General features: G+C 55.4%; 26 protein-coding genes. 9 read left to right on the top strand and 17 right to left on the bottom strand.

Annotated features, from left to right (window positions below; genetic code table 11):
• Positions 1 to 6: 6 nt before the first annotated feature.
• The 5 genes from P398_RS0105480 to P398_RS0105460 form a co-directional block, all read right to left on the bottom strand.
• Entirely contained in the window at positions 7 to 1,884 is a 1,878-nt protein-coding gene (locus P398_RS0105480) for a polysaccharide biosynthesis protein (RefSeq protein ID WP_235263307.1), read from the bottom strand.
• Positions 1,885 to 1,899: 15 nt separating this feature from the next.
• Positions 1,900 to 2,799 (bottom strand): UTP--glucose-1-phosphate uridylyltransferase GalU, encoded by a 900-nt coding sequence (gene galU / locus P398_RS0105475; protein ID WP_029334356.1) that lies wholly within the window; start codon positions 2,797 to 2,799, stop codon positions 1,900 to 1,902.
• 215 nt (positions 2,800 to 3,014) lie between these two features.
• Positions 3,015 to 3,782, bottom strand: a complete 768-nt coding sequence (locus P398_RS0105470) for a tyrosine-protein phosphatase (protein WP_029334355.1) — start codon at positions 3,780 to 3,782, stop codon at positions 3,015 to 3,017.
• A 12-nt stretch (positions 3,783 to 3,794) separates the two neighbouring features.
• The gene (locus tag P398_RS0105465) at positions 3,795 to 4,511 is read right to left on the bottom strand and encodes a CpsD/CapB family tyrosine-protein kinase (RefSeq protein WP_029334354.1); all 717 of its coding nucleotides are present in this window, start codon (positions 4,509 to 4,511) and stop codon (positions 3,795 to 3,797) included.
• Positions 4,504 to 5,229, bottom strand: a complete 726-nt coding sequence (locus tag P398_RS0105460) for a YveK family protein (RefSeq protein ID WP_029334353.1) — start codon at positions 5,227 to 5,229, stop codon at positions 4,504 to 4,506. The genes P398_RS0105465 and P398_RS0105460 overlap by 8 nt, the downstream gene beginning before the upstream one ends.
• Before the next feature lie 195 nt (positions 5,230 to 5,424).
• Here P398_RS0105460 and P398_RS0105455 point away from each other — a divergent pair, with 195 nt between their 5' ends.
• Together P398_RS0105455 and galE are read left to right on the top strand one after the other, a co-directional pair.
• Positions 5,425 to 6,612: a hypothetical protein gene (locus tag P398_RS0105455; protein ID WP_029334352.1), complete on the top strand. Its 1,188-nt coding sequence runs from the start codon at positions 5,425 to 5,427 to the stop codon at positions 6,610 to 6,612.
• An 18-nt stretch (positions 6,613 to 6,630) separates the two neighbouring features.
• The gene (gene galE, locus P398_RS0105450) at positions 6,631 to 7,647 is read left to right on the top strand and encodes a UDP-glucose 4-epimerase GalE (protein WP_029334351.1); all 1,017 of its coding nucleotides are present in this window, start codon (positions 6,631 to 6,633) and stop codon (positions 7,645 to 7,647) included.
• Positions 7,648 to 7,680: 33 nt separating this feature from the next.
• Here the strand turns inward: galE and P398_RS0105445 are convergent, their stop codons facing one another.
• The 5 genes from P398_RS0105445 to P398_RS0105425 form a co-directional block, all read right to left on the bottom strand.
• Positions 7,681 to 8,019 carry a hypothetical protein gene (locus P398_RS0105445; RefSeq protein WP_029334350.1) on the bottom strand — a complete coding sequence of 113 codons (339 nt, stop codon included), beginning with the start codon at positions 8,017 to 8,019 and terminating at the stop codon, positions 7,681 to 7,683.
• A gap of 123 nt (positions 8,020 to 8,142) precedes the next feature.
• Positions 8,143 to 9,339, bottom strand: a complete 1,197-nt coding sequence (locus P398_RS0105440) for a DUF3459 domain-containing protein (protein ID WP_029334349.1) — start codon at positions 9,337 to 9,339, stop codon at positions 8,143 to 8,145.
• An 83-nt stretch (positions 9,340 to 9,422) separates the two neighbouring features.
• The gene (locus tag P398_RS0105435; RefSeq protein WP_235263306.1) at positions 9,423 to 10,367 is read right to left on the bottom strand and encodes an LCP family glycopolymer transferase; all 945 of its coding nucleotides are present in this window, start codon (positions 10,365 to 10,367) and stop codon (positions 9,423 to 9,425) included.
• Positions 10,368 to 10,447: 80 nt separating this feature from the next.
• Positions 10,448 to 11,290, bottom strand: a complete 843-nt coding sequence (locus P398_RS0105430) for a YihY/virulence factor BrkB family protein (RefSeq protein WP_115336676.1) — start codon at positions 11,288 to 11,290, stop codon at positions 10,448 to 10,450.
• Between the two features lie 73 nt (positions 11,291 to 11,363).
• Positions 11,364 to 12,317, bottom strand: a complete 954-nt coding sequence (locus P398_RS0105425) for an LCP family glycopolymer transferase (protein WP_029334346.1) — start codon at positions 12,315 to 12,317, stop codon at positions 11,364 to 11,366.
• A gap of 423 nt (positions 12,318 to 12,740) precedes the next feature.
• Between P398_RS0105425 and P398_RS0105420 the strand changes: the two genes are divergently transcribed.
• The 3 genes from P398_RS0105420 (at position 12,741) to P398_RS0105410 (ending at position 14,699) form a co-directional block, all read left to right on the top strand.
• Positions 12,741 to 12,974, top strand: a complete 234-nt coding sequence (locus P398_RS0105420) for a hypothetical protein (RefSeq protein ID WP_029334345.1) — start codon at positions 12,741 to 12,743, stop codon at positions 12,972 to 12,974.
• 37 nt (positions 12,975 to 13,011) lie between these two features.
• Positions 13,012 to 13,893, top strand: a complete 882-nt coding sequence (gene gnd, locus P398_RS0105415) for a phosphogluconate dehydrogenase (NAD(+)-dependent, decarboxylating) (RefSeq protein WP_029334344.1) — start codon at positions 13,012 to 13,014, stop codon at positions 13,891 to 13,893.
• 335 nt (positions 13,894 to 14,228) lie between these two features.
• Positions 14,229 to 14,699 (top strand): hypothetical protein, encoded by a 471-nt coding sequence (locus P398_RS0105410; RefSeq protein ID WP_029334343.1) that lies wholly within the window; start codon positions 14,229 to 14,231, stop codon positions 14,697 to 14,699.
• Between the two features lie 344 nt (positions 14,700 to 15,043).
• Here P398_RS0105410 and P398_RS16875 read toward each other — a convergent pair whose 3' ends face one another.
• Positions 15,044 to 15,190: a hypothetical protein gene (locus P398_RS16875; protein ID WP_160151229.1), complete on the bottom strand. Its 147-nt coding sequence runs from the start codon at positions 15,188 to 15,190 to the stop codon at positions 15,044 to 15,046.
• 11 nt (positions 15,191 to 15,201) lie between these two features.
• On the opposite strand from P398_RS16875, the gene P398_RS0105400 reads away from it, so the two are divergent.
• Both P398_RS0105400 and P398_RS0105395 read left to right on the top strand, forming a co-directional pair.
• The gene (locus P398_RS0105400) at positions 15,202 to 15,435 is read left to right on the top strand and encodes a diguanylate cyclase domain-containing protein (protein WP_029334342.1); all 234 of its coding nucleotides are present in this window, start codon (positions 15,202 to 15,204) and stop codon (positions 15,433 to 15,435) included.
• Between the two features lie 15 nt (positions 15,436 to 15,450).
• Positions 15,451 to 16,437: a metallophosphoesterase family protein gene (locus P398_RS0105395; protein WP_029334341.1), complete on the top strand. Its 987-nt coding sequence runs from the start codon at positions 15,451 to 15,453 to the stop codon at positions 16,435 to 16,437.
• 34 nt (positions 16,438 to 16,471) lie between these two features.
• Here the strand turns inward: P398_RS0105395 and P398_RS0105390 are convergent, their stop codons facing one another.
• From P398_RS0105390 to P398_RS0105365, 6 genes are all read right to left on the bottom strand, one after another.
• Positions 16,472 to 18,028 (bottom strand): FMN-binding glutamate synthase family protein, encoded by a 1,557-nt coding sequence (locus tag P398_RS0105390; protein WP_029334340.1) that lies wholly within the window; start codon positions 18,026 to 18,028, stop codon positions 16,472 to 16,474.
• 87 nt (positions 18,029 to 18,115) lie between these two features.
• Entirely contained in the window at positions 18,116 to 18,412 is a 297-nt protein-coding gene (locus P398_RS0105385) for a spore coat protein (RefSeq protein ID WP_029334339.1), read from the bottom strand.
• Positions 18,413 to 18,425: 13 nt separating this feature from the next.
• Complete coding sequence (locus P398_RS0105380) at positions 18,426 to 18,626, bottom strand: hypothetical protein (protein WP_029334338.1); 201 nt, start codon at positions 18,624 to 18,626, stop codon at positions 18,426 to 18,428.
• Positions 18,627 to 18,644: 18 nt separating this feature from the next.
• On the bottom strand, positions 18,645 to 19,031 hold the full coding sequence (locus P398_RS0105375) for a DUF2512 family protein (RefSeq protein ID WP_029334337.1): 387 nt from the start codon (positions 19,029 to 19,031) through the stop codon (positions 18,645 to 18,647).
• A gap of 203 nt (positions 19,032 to 19,234) precedes the next feature.
• Positions 19,235 to 20,752, bottom strand: a complete 1,518-nt coding sequence (locus P398_RS0105370; RefSeq protein WP_029334336.1) for an FAD-dependent oxidoreductase — start codon at positions 20,750 to 20,752, stop codon at positions 19,235 to 19,237.
• 78 nt (positions 20,753 to 20,830) lie between these two features.
• Positions 20,831 to 21,226, bottom strand: a complete 396-nt coding sequence (locus tag P398_RS0105365; RefSeq protein ID WP_029334335.1) for a hypothetical protein — start codon at positions 21,224 to 21,226, stop codon at positions 20,831 to 20,833.
• Positions 21,227 to 21,459: 233 nt separating this feature from the next.
• Between P398_RS0105365 and P398_RS0105360 the strand changes: the two genes are divergently transcribed.
• Together P398_RS0105360 and gntK are read left to right on the top strand one after the other, a co-directional pair.
• Complete coding sequence (locus P398_RS0105360) at positions 21,460 to 22,338, top strand: manganese catalase family protein (RefSeq protein ID WP_029334334.1); 879 nt, start codon at positions 21,460 to 21,462, stop codon at positions 22,336 to 22,338.
• Between the two features lie 144 nt (positions 22,339 to 22,482).
• Positions 22,483 to 23,982, top strand: a complete 1,500-nt coding sequence (gene gntK / locus P398_RS0105355; RefSeq protein ID WP_029334333.1) for a gluconokinase — start codon at positions 22,483 to 22,485, stop codon at positions 23,980 to 23,982.
• Positions 23,983 to 24,149 lie beyond the last annotated feature (167 nt).

The following is a 24,149-nucleotide window of genomic DNA, read 5'->3' as shown; positions in this document are numbered from 1 at the left end:
TCGTTACTATATTGTTTGTTTCATATCCTTCCTTACTGTCAACTGTTCATTTGCCCAATTTACAAGATATAGACTAAGTGCTTCACTTGTCTTCAATTTATTCATTTGAGCCAATTTTTCATTCAAATTCGTCTCTTCCGTTACGATGCCAGTAAAAATCTTCGGATAAACTGCTTCGGGATGGACTTCGCCTTCCTTCAAGAGTTCTTCAAACATCTTCTCGCCTGGTCTAATCCCACTGAAGGCGATTGAAATTTGCTCTTCCGTAAATCCACTCAGTTTAATCATGTTACGAGCAAGATCAACAATCTTAACCGGTTCACCCATATCGAGCACGAATACTTCTCCACCATCGGCAAGTGTTCCCGCCTGAATGACAAGGCGACTTGCCTCAGGGATGGTCATGAAGTAGCGTGTCATATCCGGATGTGTGACCGTGACCGGTCCACCTTTTTCAATCTGTGTTTTAAAGAGTGGGATAACCGATCCACGGCTACCAAGCACGTTTCCGAAACGAACGACCGCATATTTCGTCCGACTTGTCTTCGCCAAGTTTTGGACGACCATTTCGGCGATGCGCTTTGTCGAGCCCATGACGTTCGTCGGGTTGACCGCTTTATCGGTCGAAATCATGACGAAGCGGGCTGCTCCGTATTCATCCGCCATCTCAGCGACATTTTTTGTGCCGTAGATATTGTTCTTCACCGCTTCATGCGGGTTTGCTTCCATTAATGGGACATGCTTGTGTGCTGCTGCATGGAACACTAGATGAGGCGTATGGGTCATAAAGACGTCACGCAACCGCTCGACGTCTTGCACATCGGCGATGACTGGAATGAGTTCGACATCTACCTTCAACTCACGTAATTCGCGTTCAATCAAATAGATGCTGTTCTCACCGTGCCCAAGTAAAAGCAATCGTTCAGGGCTGAATTTCAAGATTTGACGACAGATTTCGGATCCAATCGATCCACCAGCACCTGTCACCAACACCGTCTTCCCTTCCACTTCCGACTGGATACCGGAAATGTCGAGTTCGACCGGCTCACGACCAAGCAAGTCTTCAATCGATACTTGCCGCATCTGATTGACGGCGACTTTCCCGGCCGCCACTTCCTCGATCATCGGGAGCGTATGCACGTTCGTACAGACCGCCTTCGCTCGTTTGATGATGGCGAGACGCTCTTGATACTTCATCGACGGGATCGCGAAGACGATTTTATCAATCGCTTCGTTCTCGACGACTTGTTCTAACTGCTCAATCGTCCCAACGACACGCACCCCGTTGACGGTCAACGTCTGAAGATGACGATTGTCATCAATAAATGCGACCGGGTTCATACGATGGTTATCCGACTGTTGGATTTGTCGGACCAACATGCGCCCGGCTTGACCGGCCCCGATGACGAGCGTCCGTTTCACATCTTTGCGTCGTTTCATATTGCGGCCGAGAAAAACGGAGTATTTTTGCTGTTTCCACGTGATGTAGACGCGTGAGCCTAAACGAATCCCTCCAAGCATAAGAAGAGACAAACAAAAACTGAGGAACAGCATCCGCTCCATCGCCTCACCGTACACTGCGAATTGAATGAGCAGTAAAGTGACCGTACTCATAAACAATGTCGTGGCTAGACGAATCGCCTCGGACATACTCGCAAAGCGCCACGCCACCCGGTACAACCGGCTCACCCCGGCCATGACGATAAAGAGGGCGCTATATAGGAATGCGGACTCCAAAAAATGATTTTGATCAATATTTTGAATGAATTCAACTGGATATAAGAAAAAATAAGTCAGTACCATCGACGATATAATCGCGATAATATCGAGTGTGACCAATAGACCGGTCCGTAAAGACTTACGACCGAGTTCAGGAATCGACAATCGGTTTCCCTCCCCTTACTTGACTGCGCTCACCGCAGTTTGTTCTTCAACTAATTGCGTGATCATCTTTAAGACATCATCTCGAAGATCGTCACGGTTCAACGCAAATTCGAGCGTCGTCTGGATAAAACCGAGCTTCTCGCCGACGTCGTAACGTTTGCCATCAAACTCGTAGGCAAACACACGTTGTACTTCATTTAATCGCGTGATGGCGTCCGTCAGCTGAATCTCTCCGCCCGCACCCGCATCTTGCGTCTCTAAAAACTTAAAGATTTGCGGCGTGAACAAATAGCGACCTAGAATCGCCAAATTCGACGGTTCCGTCCCAGCTGCCGGTTTTTCAACGAATGACTCAACTTTATGTAACCCGCCTTCAAGTGATGCTAGAGGATCGACGATGCCATAACGATGCGTCACGTCACGCGATACCGGCTGTACCCCGATAATTGAGCTTTCCGTTTTATTGTATTGCTCAATTAATTGCTTCGTGCACGGCACGTCCGCCTGGACGATGTCATCGCCAAGCATGACGACAAACGGCTCATCTCCAATGAACGCTTTCGCTTGCAGCACCGCGTGGCCCAGTCCCATCGGCTTGGACTGCCGGATGAAGTGGATGTTGATGTTCGTCGTCTCTTCGACGAGCTTTAAAAATTCTGACTTCCCTTTTTCAATTAACGTCTGCTCAAGTTCCGGCACAGAATCGAAGTGGTCTTCAATCGCCCGCTTGCCTTTCCCCGTGACGATCAAGATATCCTCGATGCCTGACTCGACCGCTTCTTCGATGATGTATTGAATCGTCGGCTTATCGACGATCGGCAGCATCTCTTTCGGCATCGCTTTCGTCGCTGGGAGGAAGCGCGTACCGAGACCCGCTGCCGGGATAACGGCTTTTCTCACTTTTTTGATTGTCATGATACTCCTCCTCTGTATATATAAATATTAATTGTATGAACAATATAAAAAAGGATGTAATTAACATCCTTTGAAAATTATAAATTAAGGTTATCACGTAATAGCTTCTTAAAAAACCAATGATAGGGAATTAAAACCTAAAATCGTTCGACAACTGTCGACAAAAATCATATCGATATACCTTATGTCAAGAGTCATTTGTCATAAAAGGGAAATCATTTCTTCCATTTCCCTCTCCAGTTCTTCGTTGGAAGAACGGGCGGGTCGATGAAGATGAATTCGTCTTTCAAGATCGCCTCGGCGTTCGTCATGTACGTCTCCCACTTATCGTGACCGAGCTCTTTCGTGACGACCGCTTCGACGTCCGTCCAGTAGAACGTGCGGCGACCGGTACTATGGGCATCGGAGGCGATCAAATGGCTGAGCCCGTTGCGGAGAAACGTGAAGGCGAGCTCTTGTACGTTCTGACCGAACTCTCCCGTCAAGGATGACGTCGTGATCTGTGACAACGCTCCAGATGAGACGAAGTCCATGAGCCGCTTCGGGTTCGTCGCGAACTCTTTGTTGCGCTCAGGGTGCGCGATGACCGGCGTGTAGCCTTCCGTCTGCAACCCGAAGAACAACTGCTCGGCGTAGGCCGGCACCGAGTCGCTCGGAAACTCGACGAGCACGTAACGTGACCCGGCGAGCGAGAGCGCCTCGCCTTTCTCGAGTGCTTCGACCAAGTCACCGAAGATGCGAATCTCTTGCCCCGGGTACAAGTCGAGCGAAATGCCTTCTTTATGGAGAATCGTCTGTAACGTCGAGGCGGCGTATTGAACGTTCAACTCGCCCGTCTCGAACTGAGGGTGAAACGCGTGGGGGGTGACCACGATCGCGGTCACCCCTTCGCTTGCTGCGCGTTTCGCCATTTCAATCGCTTGTTCGACCGTCTCCGGTCCGTCATCGACGGCCGGGAGGAGATGACAATGGATATCAATCATGGCGTTTCTCCTTTACTCGTACGCGTAGTAGTAGTAATAGTCATCGCTGCCTTGCGGCTCGCGCTTGTTGAGGACGACGCCGAGGATGTGCGCGTCGGCGAGCGTCAACTGTTCTTTCGCCTTGACGACCATCTGGCGGTCCGACTTGTCGCAACCGACGACGAGGACGATGCCGTCGACTTTACGGGCGAGGAGGCGCGTATCGGCGACTTGCATCATCGGTGGCGCGTCGAGGATGATCATGTCGTAGTTCGTCTTGAGTTCTTCAATCACGCGGTCCATCATCTTCGACGACAACAGTTCTGACGGGTTCGGCGGGATTGGGCCTGCCGCGAGTAAATCCAAGTTCTCGACTTGCGTCGTATGGATCGCCTTCTCGCTCGTCGTCTTCTTGGCGAGGACGGTCGAGAGGCCGATCCCATTCGAGAGCCGGAACGTGAAGTGGGCCGTCGGGCGGCGCATGTCGCAGTCCATGAGGAGGACGCGTTTGCCTTGCTGGGCGTAGACGACGGCGAGGTTCGACGCCGTCGTCGACTTGCCTTCGCCTGACGAGGCCGACGTGATGGCGACCGTCTGCAACTCGTCATCGACGGCTGTGAACTCGAGGTTCGTCCGGATCGTCCGGTACTGCTCCGAGATCGGGGACTTCGGTTTATGGACCGTGATCAAGTCGCGGCCCGTCTTGTCATATTTGATATGCTTCGATTTCTTTTTGCCGAACTTAAACATGGACTTCTTCCCCTTTCACTTTCGCTTGACGTTGCTGCTGCATCTCGACGCGGTCGATGACCGGGATCGAGCCGAGCACCGGGAGTTCGAGGATCGTCTCGACGTCTTGCTCCGTCTTGATGCGGCGATCGAGGACGATTTTGAGGAAAGCGATGGCGACACCGATCATCATCCCGAGCACGGCGGCGATCGCCGTGTTGAGGAGGATGTTCGGGCTGACCGGAGACATCGGCACGGATGCGTCCGAGAGCACTTTGACGTTATCGACGCCGCTCATCAACTCTTTCACTTCTTTCGAGAACACAGAGCTGATCTCGTTGGCGATGTCCGTCGCCATGACCGGGTTCGTGTGCTGGACTTTAATGTTGATGACTTGTGAGTTTTGTTCGCTGTTGACCGAGATCAAATTGCTAATGTTTTCCGGGGCGCCGACGACGTTGTTTTGGACTTGCTCCAAGATCGTAGGACTTTGGATGATGACGCGATACGTGTTGACGAGCGCGACCGATGACTGGACTTGACTGCTGTCGATCATGTTGTTTTGCGTCTCTTTCGGGGCGACGAGCACTTGCGTCGACGCCTCATACGTCGGTTGAATGACGAACGAGCTGACCAAAAAGGCGATGAGTGCTGCCACAATCGTCAAACTTGCGATGAGCCATTTGCTCCGCTTCAAGATGGAGAACAATTCTCCGAGGGAAATCGTTTCTTCGTTCATAGTTTGATCCTACTCTCCTCTATGTGTGAATGGACTGCTGGAAAATTCCCGCAGATAATATTTAATCTGACAATACCAAAACATTATAGCAAAAATATTGTCCAATGATGACCCATTTTTTAAATTTTGGGTTTTTTGGCATATAAATCTGCTAAACTTTGTAGGGAAAACCTTATTTTAAAGGAGGATGTAACAGTGCACGTTAGTGAGCGCCTACTCCAACTGTACGCAGAACTCGATGCGTCGACACGGATCAAGATTCAAGAGAGCATTAAACAAAATTTAGGGGACGGCAAACCGCTGTCCGTCTCATACGAGGAATTGACTGGAAACACGTCCACAGACCTAACGACCGACGAGAAATCAGCGACCGACTTCACGGCTTGGATCAAAGATGGGAAAAAAGACACCACGTTTCTTCCATATTATGTGGCACTGCTCGAGAACGGCGGTGTGACGGTAAAGAAAGCGATACCGGAAATTGAAGACACCCCGCTCATTGAAGATGTGCCGGTTCGGGAAGACGAAACGACAAAATCACGCGACCCAATCGTCAAACAACGGTACATGCCGGAAGCCCCAGTCCCGTCACGGGCGGAACGGGCGAAGTATCAACGTGCCATCGAACCGGCCCGGCCCCGGAAGAAATCCGGTGCCAAATGGCTCGGCGCCCTCGTTTTGATCGGATTACTCATCGGCGGCGGCTATATCGGGTATCCATATGTATCGGCCTTGTTTGAGCCGAGTGAACAAGCCGAAGAAGTCGCAGCCCCGACGGAAGTTGCAGAACCGGTCGCTGAGACACCAGCCGTGACCGAAGTATGGCTCACGGAGAAGAACGTGTCGCTCCTGAGCGAACCGAACGGTGACAACGTGACGTACATTGGGGACATCGGCGACCGCTACGACGTCCTTGAAGAACGGGACGATCATCTGTTGCTCGACCTCGGCATCGATGGGATGACGGCGTGGGCCCCGGTCGCGTCGACGACGACGGAATGGGGAGCTTCAACGGTAAGCGATGACCAAGTTCTCGCTTGGATCGAGACAGGTGTCGACCCGACGTTCATCAAAACGACGGTGGAAGAGTACTTGAAGTTCAGTGAGACGGAGTTGTATGAATCACTCGGCCAACCGTACGGCCGTGACGAGGACGCGTTGAACGACTATGTGTTTTATAGCGGCATCTTCTTCGTCATCCAGGACGAGGCGGTCCACGCCATCGACTGGACGAACACTGGCACGACGAAAGAAGAGTTCAAACGACTCGGCACACCGACGATCGAGACGGAAGACGCCATTGTCTATGAGAGCCCGACGTATTCGATTCGTATGTTCATCGGGTCGAACGGGACGGCACGCATCCGCGTCACCGAGATTTAATTTGAAAGGAGCTTTCTTATGCCAACGATCCTCGTGACGGGTGGTGCCGGCTACATCGGCACGCACACCGTCCTCCAACTGCTTGAAGATGACTATGACGTCATCGTCCTCGACAACTTGTCGAACAGCCGCCGCGATGCGCTCGACCGGGTCGAGGCGCTCACCGGGAAGACCGTCGAGTTTTACCTCGGCGACATCCTCGACCGCGAGTTGCTCGAACAGATTTTCTTGAAACATACGATCGATGCCGTCATCCATTTCGCTGGCTTGAAAGCCGTCGGCGAGTCGGTCAAGGAGCCGCTCCGATATTATGAGAACAACGTCGTCGGCACGACCGTCCTCCTCGACGTGATGGACGCGTTCGACGTGAAACAAATCGTCTTCTCTTCGTCGGCGACCGTGTACGGCATGCCGGAACGGACACCGATCGACGAGACGTTCCCGCTCAGCGCGACGAACCCGTACGGGCGCACGAAGTTGATGATCGAGGAGATCATGCGCGACTTGGCCGTGGCCGACGACGCGTGGAGCATCGCCCTCCTCCGCTACTTCAACCCGATCGGTGCCCATGAATCGGGCCAGATCGGCGAGGACCCGTTCGACGTTCCGAACAACCTCATGCCGTACATCACCCAAGTTGCCGTCGGCCGCCTCGAGCAACTGAGCGTGTTCGGTGACGACTACGACACACCGGACGGCACGGGTGTCCGCGACTACATCCACGTCGTCGACCTCGCCGCCGGACATTTGAAGGCGCTCGACTACGTGATGGAACATACCGGCGCCGAGGCGTTCAACCTCGGGACGGGCACGGGCTACAGCGTTCTCGACCTCGTCAAAGCGTTCGAGGCCGAAAGTGGCAAAGCGATCCCGTACACGGTGACGCCGCGCCGCCCGGGTGACATCGCGAGTTGCTTCGCCGACCCGTCGAAATCGAAACGAGTGCTCGGCTGGGAAGCGACCCATGACGTCCGCGCCATGTGCCGCGACGCCTGGAACTGGCAATCGAACAACCCGGAAGGATACCGGGAATAATGCCCATACGAAAACGCCTAATCGAGAGATCGATTAGGCGTTTTTGGCGTCTTCTTTGATGGCGACCGGCCGTTCTTTCCCCGGCGTCACGAGCACCCCGAAGTCAAGGACGACGACGAGGATGGCGATGCCGGCGAGGGGCCAGGCGGCCTCGAGCGGGAACTCGCCGACGATGAAGCCGAACGAGACAAAGGCGGCGAACGTCAAGTAGTAGCCTTTCCGCCAGAGCGTCCGGTAGGCGTTGGCCGCGTCCCGGTCCCACATGTAGAAGGCGACGTAACTGATAAGGGCGATGAAGAGCGTGGCGAACATCCAGTACACGAACGATTGCAACGTCAATTGAAACAAGTACAGAAATAGCGATTGATCCATCGAAATTCCGCCTTTCGGTGTTTGGTCTAGGTTGACATGGAACTTCCTTCTATTCCATTTTCTACCTAAAGTACCAATGCGTCAATACACCTAGACGAAATTCCTGTTTTTAAGCCATAAGTCCTATCCTTGCCGAACCCAGACGTAGCCGTACGGCGCGAGTTCGATTTCATCGACCGGTTCCCCGGTGAACAAGTTGACGCCGGACTGTTTGACTTGGACCGGTTCGTCCGACACGTTCGTGTGCATGACGAGCGTCTCGCCCCCGCCCGTCCGTTCGACCGTGAACAGACGTTTGTCGACCGACTTGAACGTTTGCGACGCATACGGCGAGAAGGCTGGATGCGTCCGGCGCACGTTCAACTGCCCGAGCACGCCTGAGAAGACGTTCAACCGGTACGGGTCCGTCTTCAACTCTTGGACGAGCGTGTCCCGGTCGACGGGCGTCGTGACGCCGAGGAGCGTCCGATAGTCGACGGACGGGATGCCTTGGAACGACAACAGGATGCTATGGGCGGCGAGCAACATGTCCGCGCTCGGCTCAATCAAGTTCTTCTCGAACGGGTCGCGCTCTTGGATCGACAAGAAGTTGAAATACGTCTTGCCTTCCGGTGGCGCCTCAATCCGTTTCGCCCAATCGGTGAGCCGTCCCGCATCGCCTTGCGCGAACGCGAGGAGTGTGTGCGACGCGAGGTCGAAGTGACAGATGGCGTCGGCGACGTCGAAGTATGTTGACACGTCCAAGTCCCCTTCATAGGCGAGGACGAGTTGCGCGTTCGGTTTATAGTGATGGAGCACCGTGTGCCAGAGACTGAGCACGGTCCGGATCCGGTCTTCCGGCATGCCCCGGAACGACTGGACGTGGACGCGCAGCTTCGTCGCCCCTTGCGCGAGCCGCTCTAAAAATGAGTCCGTCTCTTTCAACAAGTCGAACTGGGACTCGTTGTACACGTCCGGCGTCACGTCATACATGAGGTCGAACTCGTGTTTGACATGGCCGAGGTCCTCGGCGAGCCGGATGCGCGGGTCGACCCGGGTATCGGTCGGTGTCGCCGCATACGGGAACAGCGAGACGAGGTACAAGTCGCTCACCGTCGCCTGGACGTGTTCTTTCAACAACTCACGGAGCGCGTCGAGGTCCGGTGTGCCGTCCGTCGTGACGGCGTTCGCGTCGATCATGAGGACGCTCGTCTTTTCATTTGGCGGCGTGGCGTCGTGCCACAGGTGCCCGTCCCACTTCTCGAACAGGCGGCGCCATTCCGCTTCCGTATGGTCGTCGACGAGCTTGCCGACGAGTGGTGCTAACGTTTCCCAAATCATACGTTTCCCTCCTCCATTATCCTCTTATCCTTGTCCCACTGTTCACCCGTTTTCAAACAAAAAAAGCCGCCACGCGGGCGACTTCATTCCATGAGACGTTTCAATTCGGTTTGGACGCCCTCGAGCGAGGCCGGGTCCGGGTTCCAGTAGTAGACGCCGTCCGACTCGATGCCGCCGGATCCTTCGAGGCGGAGCGTCGAGGCGTTGCGGAACGCCTTCATATAGTCCGTCGACAACGTCACGAGCTCGTTGAACTCGAGGTTCGTCTTGGCGCGGCGCCCGGCGACGTCGAGCAGCTTCGTCACTTTGTCGACCGAGAAATCGGAGCGCCCTTTCTCGACGATGGCCGAGACGACGGCACGTTGCCGCTCCTGGCGGCCGAAGTCGCCGTTCGGGTCGTCATAACGCATGCGCGCGTACGACAGTGCCGCCTCGCCGTCTAGGTTCACCTCGCCGACCGGGAAGTTGTAGCCGTCCGTCGCGAAGGCGAAGTTGTTCGTGACGGTGATGCCGCCGAGCGTGTCGACGACGTCGGTGAATGCGTCCATGTCCGTCTCGACGACGTAGTCGATCGGGATGTCGAGGAGCGCCTCGACCGAGTCCATCGCCATCTCGGCACCGCCGAACGCGTAGGCGTGGTTGATCTTGTCACGGATGCCGCGACCGATGATCTCCGTCTTCGTGTCGCGCGGGATCGACAGCATCGCCCCTTCGTTCGTGTCCGGGTTGAGCGTCATGACGATCATCGAGTCACTCCGTCCCTGCTCGTTGCCGCGGCGGTCGACGCCGAGGAGGAGCACTGACACGGACCGTTTCTCTTCGATCGTCTCGACTTGTTTCCGTTCCTCGCTGATCTCTAAGTTGTCGTTCACTTTCGTCACCGTCTCGTTGACGTCTCGGTACATCGACCAGACGAACAGACCGCCGGCGACGAGGAAGACGGTCATGACGCCTAGTGTGACGAATACCCATTTCTTCCATGATGATTTTTTGCGATGTCTCGCCATCGGACCACCTGCTTTCCTCACGTATATAATGTATGATTTCCCGCTCTCCGTGTTTGATTATAGCATGTTGCCAAAAAATGCTAGCGATATCTTTTAAATTTTCATGGATAATGCGTCCGTCTCGGCGTCCGGCGCATATAGTGCGGCCAGGCGGCGTTAATCTCGGCGCCGAGCAGCATCGTCGCCGCCGTCAAGTAGAGCCAAATCTGGAGCAAGATGACGAGGCCGATCGTCCCGTACGTCTCGCCGAACATCGTGAAGCGCTCGACATAGACGCTGTATCCCGTCGACAAGAGCTGCCACGAGATGACGGCGAAGACGGCGCCGGGGAGCGCGTCCTTCAGTCGCACGCGCTGTTGCGGCGCGATCATATAGAATGCAGAGAAGGCGAGGATGAGGATGACGGTCGAGACGGTGTAACGCGAGAGCGTCGCGAGCCGGGAGAACTCCTCGACGGCGGGCGCGGTCCGATACAACAGCTCGAGGAACTCTTGGCTGAAGATGTGGAAGACGACGAGGATGACCGCCCCGACGCTCCAGGCGAGCAACGTGATGAGGCCGATGAACCGGCGGCGCATGTAGCCGCGCACCTCGGTCTCCCCGTAGGCGAACACGGTTAATTTCACGAGCCGGGCCGTGCCGTTCGTCGCCGACCAGATGACGATGAGCGCCCCGAACGAGATGAGGCCGACGTTGATGTTGCCGCTGACGTCGTAGACGATGGAGAACAAGTCGCGTACCGTCTCCCCCGGGACGAGCGTCTCGATTTGTTCGATGAGCATCGTGTCGTCGATGCGGAAGATCGCCGTGAAGGCGAAGACGAGGAAGAACGTCGGGAAGATGGCTAGAAACCAGAAGAAAGCGAGCGTCGCGCTATAGTCGTTGATATGGTGGTCGCGGAACCGGTGGCGGACGTCGATGATGAGCCGTAGCAAGTCTGACAACGAAGTCACCTCGTTTTTGATTATATTATCGCATAAAATAAGCGCCCCATCCGTAAGGAATGAGGCGCTCGTGTCATTGTTCCATCAACTCGGACAAATACCCTGTAACGTCCGCCAACGAGGCGGCGTCCGGGTTCCAGTAATAGATGCCGTCGCCGGCCTTGCCGCCCGTCCCTTCAAGGCGGAGGACGTCTTGATTTTTAAAGGCGTCCATGTAGTCGGTCGAGAGCGTGCGAATCTCTTTGAACGTCATGTTCGTCTTGGCGTTGTTGCCGAGAACATCGAGCATGTTGTTGAACTTCGCGATCGAGAAGTCGTCTTTCCCTTTATTGACGAACGCCGTGATGACGTCACGCTGACGTTCCTGGCGTCCGAAGTCGCCGCTCGGGTCATCATAGCGCATGCGCGTATAGGCGAGCGCCTCCGGCCCCTTCAACGTGATCGTCCCCGGCTCGAACGCGTAGTCGCCCGACGTGAAGGCGAACTTGTTCGTCACGGTGACGCCCCCGAGGAGGTCAACCGTGTCTTGGAAGCCTTTCATGTCGACTTCGGCGACGTAGTCGATCGGGATGCCGAGCATGTTCTCGATCGTCTCGAGCGCCATCTCAGCCCCGCCGAACGCGTAGGCGTGGTTGACCTTGTCCTCGACGCCTTTGCCGACGATCTCCGTCAACGTGTCCCGCGGGATCGACAGCATCGCGCTCTTGTCTTGGTTCGGGTTGAGCGTCATGACGACGATCGAATCGCTGCGTCCTTGTTCGTCGGCGCGGCGGTCGACCCCGAGCAACAACACCGATACCGGCTTCTTCTCGGAAATCGTCTGCACGTTCATCCGCTCTTCGCTGAGGCCAGACGACTCGTTCAAGCGGTCGACGGTCGAGTCGACTTGATTGTATAGGTAAAGCGCCACCCCGACCCCGATGAGCAGGAACAGCCCGATAATGACACCGGCGATCGACGCGATGCGTTTGGCCGGGGAATGTTTTCTACGACGTTTCTTGACTCTTTTTTTCTTTTGCTCTTCCATGACGTGGCACCTTTCTGAAAACCCGTTAATGATTTGACACAAGTATGATTTTATCATGCAAACTATTCCGACATTTTAATTTTTTATAAATGAGGTAAATGGTCGTCGGTTATTGTCGAACGTTCTGTTCTTTTTTATGTATCGGTCAGTTCCAAGAAACGTTTAACGTCCCGCTCGTTAGCTTACCACTGTTTTAAAAAGGTGAAACCGTTCTCATTTTTTCAACCTACCTCGAAAGTCACGTTGTTTCTATAGGACCACTATGGATTTACTTCGGGTTTGCCATCGATTGCTCACATTTTTAGGACTGTTTACTCATGTTCCAAGGACAATATGAGACAAATGGATTATTTTTTGTAATAATTGTATTAGTTGATACGAAATTGTAATTAAAAACCAAATGATGATCAAGGAGCCATAGAGATGCGTTTTATCGTGACGTGTTATTTGAGAGAAGGAAAGACGGTAACGTTTTACGCGTATGGAAGTTCACAGTTCGACGTCGAACGGACGTTCAAGGAGACGCTCCTCGCCGCGAGCCCGTTGAACGACTTCGTCGAGTTGAGCGAGGGTTGGAACATCCCGGTCGGATCGATTCTCGCCTATCGGGTCGATGAAGTGAAACCGGCCCTTTTGAAGCAAACCGATTTCGGGTAACCCTATTAAGGAATAGAATTCATGAAGGGGTGACGATATGGAAATCGGAATGATCGGTTTAGGCAAGATGGGGTTGAACCTCGCGCTCAACTTGACGGATGCGGGCCACCGCGTCCTCGGCTACGACCCGGGCAACGTGTCGACGAGCCAGTTCGAGACGAAAAATTCGCTCGAGGAAGTCGTGGAAAGCTTGAAAGCACCGCGCGTCGTTTGGGTGATGGTGCCGGCCGGCGAGGTGACGGAGCACGTGTTAGAAGACTTGCATCGGCTGTTGTCGCCTGGGGACATCGTCATCGACGGCGGCAACTCGAACTATAAACAGTCGATGGCACGCGCCGAGCACTTCAAAGACAAGCTCATCTACTTCTTCGACGTCGGGACGAGTGGCGGCATGGAAGGCGCACGGCACGGGGCGTGCACGATGATCGGCGGGGACATGGAGGCGTTCGGCAAGATCGAGGCGCTCTTCTCTGACGTATCGACGGACAACGGCTACCTGTACGCCGGTCCTAGCGGCAGCGGGCATTTCTTGAAGATGGTCCATAACGGCATCGAGTACGGCATGATGCAGGCGATCGCCGAAGGGTTCGAGATTCTCGAGAAGAGCCCGTTCGACTACGACCACGAGCAAGTCGCCCGCGTCTGGAACCACGGCTCGGTCGTCCGCTCGTGGCTCATGGAGCTGACCGAGAGCGCGTTCCATAAAGACGCGAAGCTCGATGAGATCAAAGGCGTCATGCATTCGTCCGGGGAAGGTAAATGGACGGTCGAGACTGCGCTCGAGTACGGCGTGCCGGCCCCGGTCATCGCCATGTCGCTCATGATGCGGCAACGCTCTCTCGAAGAGGACACGTTCTCCGGTAAAGTCGTCGCCGCGCTCCGGAATGAGTTCGGCGGACATGCGGTCGAGAAAAAATAACATCCTTCTTCCGCAAAAAAAGATCGATGATTTCACCCGACCGCACCACCGTCCCTCCTATGAGGGACGGATTTTTTTGGAAAAGAAATTAATATTCACTTTCCCCTTTTTTATAAATCAAGCATGTTTGTCACCGACCCGATCGAGCTATTTTTCGCTTGCAGATGCCAACTGTGACATTTATCCGCATTGGGTAATACTTGATTTTTGTTTGTATATATAGGAAAAACAGGTTTTTGCCTGACTAAATATTATTTTATTTGTCAAATTATCGAGGGTCATAGTAGCGTATGATTAAGTTGTTCTATAAATGCGATTACTCTGGAGGAAATCTTATGAACCCATTAACCGAGTCAAGCACGAATCGCTCCGAAGCACTACAAGACGCAATCGAACAGTTCGAGTATTTCACACGAGGAGGGGCAGCGTACGACGTGGAGAAACTGTTTGCGAACCTGTCCGAGCAAGCGACACGCCTCAGCGAGCAGTCTAACGTGTTCGACATCCAAGTCGACCGTGAAACACAGCCGACGCTCAAGCTACATATCAAGGAAGAAGACTTCGTCATCGGAGGCATTCAAGCCGAGCTCGACAAAGAACAGAACACGCTTTCTCTCGCGGTCTTCACGTGTGAGAAAGAAGTATTCGCAACGATCGCAAAAGATGTGTTCGGATTGGTGTTGTTCACACCGGTCACACAACCGAACGCATTCGGCCTCGATCCGCGCCGTGTCGGACCACGGTTCATGGAAGAGTTGACGCTCGTCTTGTTCAACGAGATCCATAAGTTCCGTGTCCCTGAGTAACGATTTGACCGTCCAACCCTCCTGTTCGCGAGGGCACTGAAAATGTTTTTGAACAGAGGAGCGTCGTCCCAGAAGGGATGGCGCTCCTCTGTTTTCATTGCCCTTCAGCCGCCCTGTCCGGCACGCCGCTTTCCTGGGGGCGGGCGTCGAGCCGCATCGCGACGTCGTCGCTGCTGGGTCTCGCCTTGCCCGCTGATTCCCCGGGAGTCGGCGTGCCCTCGGGCGGCGCTGTACGCGCCTGGCATTCCGGACTATACTGACTGTAACCAACCAATTTGGAGGCGATCCTGATGATGCCCAAGCTGATGTTTCGCGAGCACGTCCGAGATCACCGGGTCTGTGAGCTAGCGGAGGATGCGCATGTCGTCTTCCGCATCGTCACTCAAGACGGCGTGAAATGGATTGACAAACAACTCATCCCTCAACTTGAAGACGGCACGGTCACATCGATCATCAGCGTCGCCCGCGACGTGACGAAATTGAAGCAACAAGAAGAACCGATTTGGCAGCTCGCCTGCACGACCCGCTCACCAGCCTATCGAACCGATTCCTGTTTTCACGCAAGCTCGAGAAGAGAATCGAACAGTATGACCACGTCGCTGTCTTCTCGATCAGCTTCAACTCGATTTATCGCATCAACCACGATTCCGGCTACAAGTTCGGAGACGATTGGAGCGTCATGCCGTCGCTGCTTGAAATCGAGATCCTGGAGACGGACGTGAAGATCAATCCATAAAAGGAGGATAGCATGATGACCCGTTTCATCCACATCGCGGACTTGCATCACGCAAGACACGACGATACGACCAGACTAATCGAGCATGCCAGCTTTGACATCCAGCGCTCGAAGCTCCAACAGCTAGCTGACGTCATTCTTACCGAGGGCATCCAGGCGGTGCTCGTCGCCGGTGACGTCGAAGTGAGCGATCCTGAGGACTTCCTCCCCTATTTAAAAGAGTGGACCATGCTCGGGGCAACCGTTTATATCGTCTTCGGTGACCATGACGTGAATCGCGTCGCTTATAAAAAGGTATGGGAGACGGTCGGAAACGTCCATTGTTTCTTGGAACCAGATTACGTGTTCGATGAACGACTCGGGGCGGGTATATATGGGCTCAGCTGCGAAACGAGGCGCGCCGGTCTACGAGAAGCATTTTTACGGGTGTCGCCACGACACGATTCGCACCCGAATCTGTTTTTGACCCACGGCGATCGCACCGACTTCCCTCCAGACGTCGTCAGAACGCTCGGTTATGACTATTTCGCGTTAGGCCATTTACATGAATATAAGCCTCCATTCGTCCGCGGAGGTGTCCCGTTCATCTATCCGGGCCATGTCTTCTCCGTCTGGGACGGGAGTGGCAAGGCGTGGCGGACAGGCATCGTCATCGGGACGATCTCTGCAGACGGCGTTAGCCATGAGTATCGTCCGTTCGAAGGAGCCGAGACACGGCGTATCAGTTTCAATCGTTTCATGCGAGACGAGGGCCGCATCCGCCTGACGCTCGACAACATCGTGTGGGACCATGACGGTTGGGTGAAGGACGATGACATGATCATGCGTTCTCTCGTCCGCTCCATATTGACACGTTATCCGGACGACTACTTCATCACACCGAGCAATCGATCGCAAGCCATCACGCGTGTTTGCATGACCGGCCGCACGCTCCTCGGGGACAATTCGGCTTTCGAAAATTTTTATCATCGCTCGTTCAAAGCGACGGCGACGACACAATGAACGACCTCCCGCGCGCGAGCAGGAGGTCGTTTCTTCATTTCATCTCATATAGCTCTTCCCCAAGCTTCACCCGCCCGTCCGGATACTTGTACAGCACGTGCGAAAGCGACAGCTCGGTCGGCGCCTTCAGCCCGGCCGCGGCCGTCATGTTGTACAGCCCTTCCCGGAGCGAGATGATGTAGTTCGTGACACGGAAGCTCTTCTCGTCGACGACGAGGGCGCGCTGGAGTTTCGGGTCGGTCGTCGCCACGCCGACCGGGCACCGGTTCGTATGGCACACTTGCGCCTGAATGCAACCGACGTTGAACATGAGCCCGCGGGCGATGTTGACGCAATCGGCACCGAGCGCGAGGGCGACGGCGATCTTATCGGCCGTGACGAGCTTGCCGGAAGCGAACAGTTTGATGCGATCGCGGAGACCGTGCTCGAGCAGGAGCCGGTGCACGAACGGGAGCGCGGCTTTCAAAGGGAGCCCGACCGTATCGGCGAGTTCTTGGTACGTCGCCCCGGTGCCGCCTTCGCCGCCGTCGACGGTGATGAAGTCCGGGTGCTTGTCCGCCCTGGCCATCGTTTCGATCAAGCGTTCGATATCGTCGAGTTTCCCGACGACGAGCTTGATGCCGACCGGTTTCCCGCCGGCATCCCGCAGCATGTCGATGAAGTCAAGCAGTTCCTCGTTCGTGTTGAACTCGGAGAAACGGTTCGGGCTGTCGATCGTCTCACCGACTTTGACGTTTCGAATCGCCGCGATCTCCGGCGTCACTTTCGCGCCGTCGATATGACCGCCGCGCGTCTTCGCGCCTTGGGCGAGCTTCAACTCGAACGCCCGCACTTGTTTCAAGGCGGCCTTCTGCTTGAACGCCTCGAGCGAGAACACCCCGTCCTCGGTGCGCACCCCGAAGAGCGCCGGACCGATTTGACAGATGAGGTCGACACCGCCTTTCAAGTGATGGTCCGACAGTCCGCCCTCGCCCGTGTTCATCCACGTCCCCCCGGCCCGGCCGAGACCGATCGACAGCGCCGTGATCGCATGCTCGCCGAGCGAGCCGAAACTCATAGCCGACTGCCCGACGAGACCGCGGAGACGAAACGGGTGCCGGCACGTCGTCTCCCCGATGACGGGAGCGTCTTCTTCCGTCAACAAATACGGGGCGACGTCCCGCTCGAAGAGATGCTCTTTGCGCGTGAACAAGTTATCCTCCTCGACCTCGTAGAGCAACGTCGTCACACGGCTCGAGTTGTCGATGCGGAGCTCGTTCCGGTTCGTCGGATAGAGGACGTTTTGTAAGTAATAGCCGCCCGCCTCGAAGTCCCGTTCAGAGCCGAAGCCGATGATGCGTGACTTGTATTTCCCGGAAATGACGGCCGCCTCATAGTCGTTTCGCGAGAACGGCTTCGCCTCATTGTCGTTCAAGAACAGATACTGCCGGAGCTCCGGACCGACCTTCTCGAGGATGTAGCGCACTTTACCGAGGATCGGGAAGTTCCGCAAGACGGAATGTTCTTTCTGCATCCGGTCCTTGCGCCACATATAAAGGAGAAACAAGAACGGCGCGGAGATCATCGCGAGCATCATCGTATTCACGGACATCGGGTCGCCCTCCCTCATGGATTGTCCTTATCCGATACCACGGCCGACAGCTCTCGAAACGAAAAAGACCGGCGGATGCCGGCCCGTTCACTTCTTCGTCAACTCGTTCGCCTTGTCGACTTTCTCTTTGTCGTGCTTCAGTTGCTTCTCGATATCGTACGCCATGTACATGTCGTTTTTGATCATGTAGTCGGCGATCTCGGCATGGTCCTCGATCGCCTGGTTCAACTGCTTGATGAGCACTTTCCGCACGTCCGGTGACGCCGTCTCGGTCACGGCGACCGCATACGCCCGGACGGCCGACTTGGCCGTGATCAGCAGGTCCGTCGCAATCAACTCATCCCGCTGCTTGCTCGGCCGTTTCAAGTTTTCAGTGATGCCCATTCGTCTCTCCTCCTCACGCCTTGTTCGGCAACAGTTGCTTCAACTCACTGACCGCCTGCTCGGTGTTCTTCAAATGCTTTCTCGCGATCTTCTTCAACTTGTCGTCTTTGATGAGCGGTTCGCTCACGTACCCTTTGACGAGCCCTGCTTGCTTCAACGTCAACATCTCGTGAATCTCCAACACTTCGTGAATGGCGAGCTTATTTTTAGCCATCGTTATTCCTCCTTTTTATCATCGTGCCGAATGTGCGCGTCCCTCGTCTCGCTTATGCTTCAACAACCATCCGTGGAACAGGAATTCGACGACTGCGGTCGCAAGCGCCGTGTAAAGCGCGAGCAAGACGAAGCTCGTCTCGGTGCCGAGATCGAAGTCCAAGATCCATAGGAAGAACCACGTCAAGAAGAAGACGAGTCCGAAGTCGGCCGCTGTCGCGACGAGGTTGCCAAACTTCCGCAAGATGAGCAAATCCCCTAACCAATACGCGATGATGCCGACCATGAACGAGATCCAGGCGGCATGATACCACGGCACGCCGAACCCGAGCGTCAAAACGGCGATAAAGACGACGAGAAGCGCCCCATGCTTCAGCGTCAACGCCTTCATATGATTGACCGGCATGTTGATGTCCCCCTTTCCTGTGTTAACCATGTTTCCCGAACCCGCTCAGAAAAAACGAGAAAATTTTCCAACCGTATCGCAACATAGTGATAGACGGACTCTCTCCAACCTACAAAAGACCCTCATCCGCTTCGGACGAGGGTCTCACATCACGACTCATTTACAGCCGACGTTTCCTACAAACATTTACAGTTGTATGACAGTCAGTTCTTGGGCGGGAGCGACTTGACGGCCGGTCCCTCGATGACTTCGCCATTCGGTTTGAAACGCGAGCCGTGGCACGGACAGTCCCACGAGCGTTCGGCGTTGTTCCAGTTGACCGTACAGCCCATGTGCGTACAATTCGAACCGACGAGCGACACGTTGCCTTCCGGGTCCCGATAGGCGGCGACGTGCTCGCCGTCATGGTTGACGATCGCGCCTTCATCGAAGCCGAGGTCGTCCACCGTCTTGTCCGCTCGCTTCACTTTCCCTTTGACGAACTCTTTGGCGACGTCGGCGTTCGTCTTCACGAAGCGGGCCGCATCCGACAGTTTCCACTTCGACCGGGTCGGGTCATACAAGTCCTCGTATCGGTTCGGCTGACTCGTGATGAGGTCGGCAATCAACCGCCCGGCGACGATGCCTTGGCTCATCCCCCATTTCGAGAAGCCGGTCGCGACGTAGACGTGCGGCGTATCGTTCGTCATCCGCCCGATATACGGGACTTTGTCGAGCGTGATCATGTCTTGGGCCGACCAATGGTGCGTGAACTCGTCGACACCGAAGTGGCGCTCGGCGAACTCGCCGAGGTGCTCGTAACATTTCTTCGTCTCTTCCTTGTGACCCGACAGATGGTTCTCCCCGCCGAACATGGCGACCTTCTTACCGTCGCGCTTAATGTGACGGAGGGAACGGCCGGGCGAGTCGACACTGATGAACATGCCTTCCGGGAACTGATCGACCTCGGCCGCGACGACGTACGACCGCTCGATCTCCATCTTAGCGAAGTAGAGCCCTTTGAAGTCGTTGAACGGGAAATGGGTCGCGACGACGACGTCTCTCGCCGACACGGTGTGGCCGGTGAGCGTCGACAAGACGTGCGGTGTCCCGTACTCGATCTTCGTGACGCGTGTCATCTCGTACAGCGTGCCCCCGAGCTCGAGGAACCGCTTCATGAGACCTTGTAAGTATTTGACCGGGTGGAACTGGAGCTGGTCGCGCATGACGGTCGCCTTCTTCACCTCATACGGCAACAAGCCGTTCACCTCGTCGGTCGCGTCGCCGCCATTGATGCCGAGTTTCGCGTACGCCTCGTCCTCTTTTTCGAGCAACTTCGCGGAACTAGATGACGCGTCGCTGTACATGTAGGCGTGTTGCCGCTCGAGGTCGCAGTCGATCTGATGCTGTTCGACTTGGTCCGTCAAATAGCGGAGCGCGTCCATGTTCGCCTCGTAGTAGAGCTTCGCCTTCTCCTCGCCGAGCGTCTTGATTAGCTCCGCGTAAACGAGGCCATGCTGGGCCGACACTTTCGCCGTCGTATACCCGGTCGCCCCGCTCCCGAATTCGGCCGCTTCGATCAAGACGACGTTCCTGCCCCGTTCGGCGAGCTCGAGCGCCGCCACGACACCGGCGATGCCGGCCCCGACGACGGCCACGTCCGCTTGGATATCCGCTTGGAGCGACGCCGTCTTTTCCCCGGCGACGTCACGCCAATACGACTTCGGAAAATCGTGTAACATAGGATCCCCTCCTTCAAATGTGAATGCATGGTTGAATTACCCTTCATTTGACGGAAGGAAACAAAAAGAGGCCTCGCGTCAGGCCTCCTTCTTCTCGGGGATCGTGATCGTATCGAACTGTTCCGCCCGGCAGAGCGTAATCGCCTGCATGGCGAGCTTGTAGTCGTCCTCGGTCAAGGCGAGCAGCTCGGTCGGGAGCACCCATTCCTTGTTGTTGTACAGATGGATGACGAGCTTGACGAGGGTGAGCGCTTCCTTGTCGAACGTGTTGTCATCGATGATCGTCCCCGTCCGGATCGCCCCTGTCTCCAAATCCATGTACGGCAACAAGATGTCCCGCACGCTCTCGTTCCCTGAGATCAAGTAGAGCGCCGAGAAATACTCGCGGCTCACGTTCCCCGGGTCAGCCAGACGGTGCGCCAACTGCTTGAACGTCTCGTAATGGTCGGGCGTCAAAAATTCAATGTTATGCATGGCGAATTCCTCTCTCATCTCTAGACCGTGTGTCGTTCATCTGTATTAATTCCACCATTTGGGGTTAAGTAACCCATTTTCGCCGGAAAATCGCGGATCGGACGCAAAAGATGATAGAAATACCCCACCCTGTATATTCCAATTTTGTTCTAAAATTTAGGTTTTGAATACATTGAGAGTGGAACTATTATATTGTTGTTCATTCACCGTTTGTTCAAAAAAGGAGGAATCCCATGTTTCGTCATCAGAAAGAGCTACAGTTTGAAGTGAACGTCGACCGGCCCGACCCGCAGCTCGCTAGACAAATTCAAGAAGTGCTCGGCGGCCAGTTCGGGGAAATGACCGTCATGATGCAGTACTTATTCCAAGGCTTTAACTGCCGCGGGGAAGAGAAGTACAAGGACATGCTCATGGACATCGGCACCGAAGAGATCGGGCACGTCGAAATGCTTTGCGCCCTCATCTCACAGCTGCTCGACGGCGCCTCACCGGACGACCAGGCCGAGGCGGCGAAAGATCCGGCGACAGCGGCGATCCTCGGCGGGATGAACCCGCAACACTTGATCGTCAGCGGGCTCGGCGGACTGCCGACGAACTCGAACGGCGTGCCGTGGAACGGGTCGTACATCGTCGCGAGCGGCAACTTGCTCGCCGACATGCGCTCGAACTTACATGCGGAGACGCAAGGTCGTCTACAAGTCGCGCGTCTGTATCATATGACGAAAGACGAAGGCGTCCGGAAAGTGTTCCGCAAGATGCTCGCCCGTGACCGCTACCACCAATATCAATGGATGGCGGCAATCGACGAGCTTGAACAGAAGAACGGCGTCATCGTGCCGGCGAGCTTCCCGGCGAAAGACGAGTTGGAAGCCGAGAAGCATGGACTCGAGTTCTGGGACTTGTCCGAAGGCAACGAATCGAGCCAAGGCAAATGGGCGACCGGCGCTGCGCCGGACGGTGCCGGCGACTTCGTCTACTTGGGCGACCCGGCCCCGCAAGGCCAAAAGCCAAACCCACCAATCCCAGACCGCACGCTCCATCACGATCTGGAAGCGCCAGGCGGCGTCGAGAAAGTCGTCAAGAAAGTGGCCGAGCAAATCAAGCGGAAATAACATTGGGCTGACCTCACCGTGGGTCAGCTTTTTCATGTAGAATCTAGCGTCGATGATTTTAGTGAAGGCAGTTTTCGGGAAGGATAGTGTCAAGAAGGTTCACAGCAAGTTCTTGGACTACATTACAGTTAGGAAGTGATTGGTGTGTACACCATCGGCGTCGATATCGGGACGACGAGCACGAAAGCCGTCCTGTTTTTTAATCACCAGCAACTCGCGGTACATAACGTCCTGTATCCGCTCCTCACCCCAGACACGGAGACGGCCGAGCAAGACCCGGTCGTCATCTACGGGGCCGTCCTCGAGGCCGTCTCGGCCGTTCGCACGCACGCCGACGGTCCCGTCCGTTTCGCGTCGTTCAGTTCGGCGATGCATAGCTTGATCGCCCTCGATGAAGCAGGACACCCGCTCACAAGGAGCATCACGTGGGCCGACAGCCGGGCGAACCCGTACACGCAAGAGATCAAGCGCGAGTATGACGCGAGCGCGCTCCATATGCGCACCGGCACGCCGGTCCACCCGATGGCGCCGCTGTCGAAGCTGCGTTGGTTAAAACATGAGCAGCCGGACGTGTTCTCGCGCGCCGCCAAGTTCGTCTCGATCAAAGAATACGTCTTCTATCGCCTCACCGGAAGCTACGTCGTCGACCACTCGATCGCCTCGGCGACGGGGCTGTTCAACTTGGAGACGCGCGACTGGGATACGGAGGCACTCATGATTGCCGGCGTCACGCCGCGGCAGTTGTCCGCGCTCGTGCCCACGACCGAAATGTTAGCTCTTAAACCAGACATCGCTCAGACGCTCGGTTGGGACTTCCCGCTCGTCGTCGGGGCGAGCGACGGGGTGCTCTCAAACCTCGGGGTCGGGGCGTTCAATCCGGGTGTCGTCGCCGTGACGATCGGGACGAGCGGCGCCATCCGCACAGTCGTCCGGGAACCGGTCCAGGACCCGAAAGGCCGCATCTTCTGTTACGCGTTGACCGACAAACACTGGGTCATCGGCGGGCCGGTCAATAACGGCGGCATCATCCTCCGTTGGCTCCGCGACGAGTTCGCAGCGAGCGAGGTCGAGACGGCGAAACGGCTCGGACTGGACGCCTATGACGTGTTGACACGGATCGCCGAGACGGTAAAACCGGGGTCGGACGGCCTGTTGTTCCACCCGTACTTGATGGGTGAACGGGCACCGCTCTGGGACTCGAACGCGCGCGGTTCGTTCTTCGGATTGAGCATCCATCATAAGCGCGAGCACTTCATCCGTGCCGTGTTAGAAGGCGTCATCTTCAACTTGTATACGGTCATGCTCGCGCTCGACGAGTTGACGGGCGCGCCGAACCGGATTCATGCGACGGGCGGGTTCGCCCAGTCGAGCCTGTGGCGCCAAATGATGGCCGACATCTTCGACACGCCGGTCGTCGTCCCGGAGAGCCATGAGAGCTCGTGTCTCGGGGCGGTCATGCTCGGCGAGTATGCGTTCGGCGACATCGACGACTTCACGGCCGTGCCGCAAGTGACGCATGAACACACGCCGAATATGGAGGCGACGACCGTCTACCGGGAGCTGTTGCCGATCTACATCCGATTGTCGCGCCACTTTGAGGAAGAGTATGAGGCGATTTCTGAGTTTCAACGAAAGCATGTATAAGATAAGCCGAGTCCTTAGAGGGCTCGGCTTTTTAATGAATTCAGTTGGAGGTGCTAGAATCTATTCGTCGTCAGAGTACAATCATTTGCTGAATAACTAGAATTATTAAAGGATATTTTATTACATATATGGAAAATATCGAAAGGTTTGAAGTTGTCGTAGCTTAT

The sequence above is a fragment of the Exiguobacterium aurantiacum DSM 6208 genome, assembly GCF_000702585.1.
Lineage (GTDB): Bacteria > Bacillota > Bacilli > Exiguobacteriales > Exiguobacteriaceae > Exiguobacterium > Exiguobacterium aurantiacum.
The sequence above is the reverse complement of the archived record's forward strand: the minus strand, read 5'-3'. Positions and strand labels throughout refer to the sequence as shown.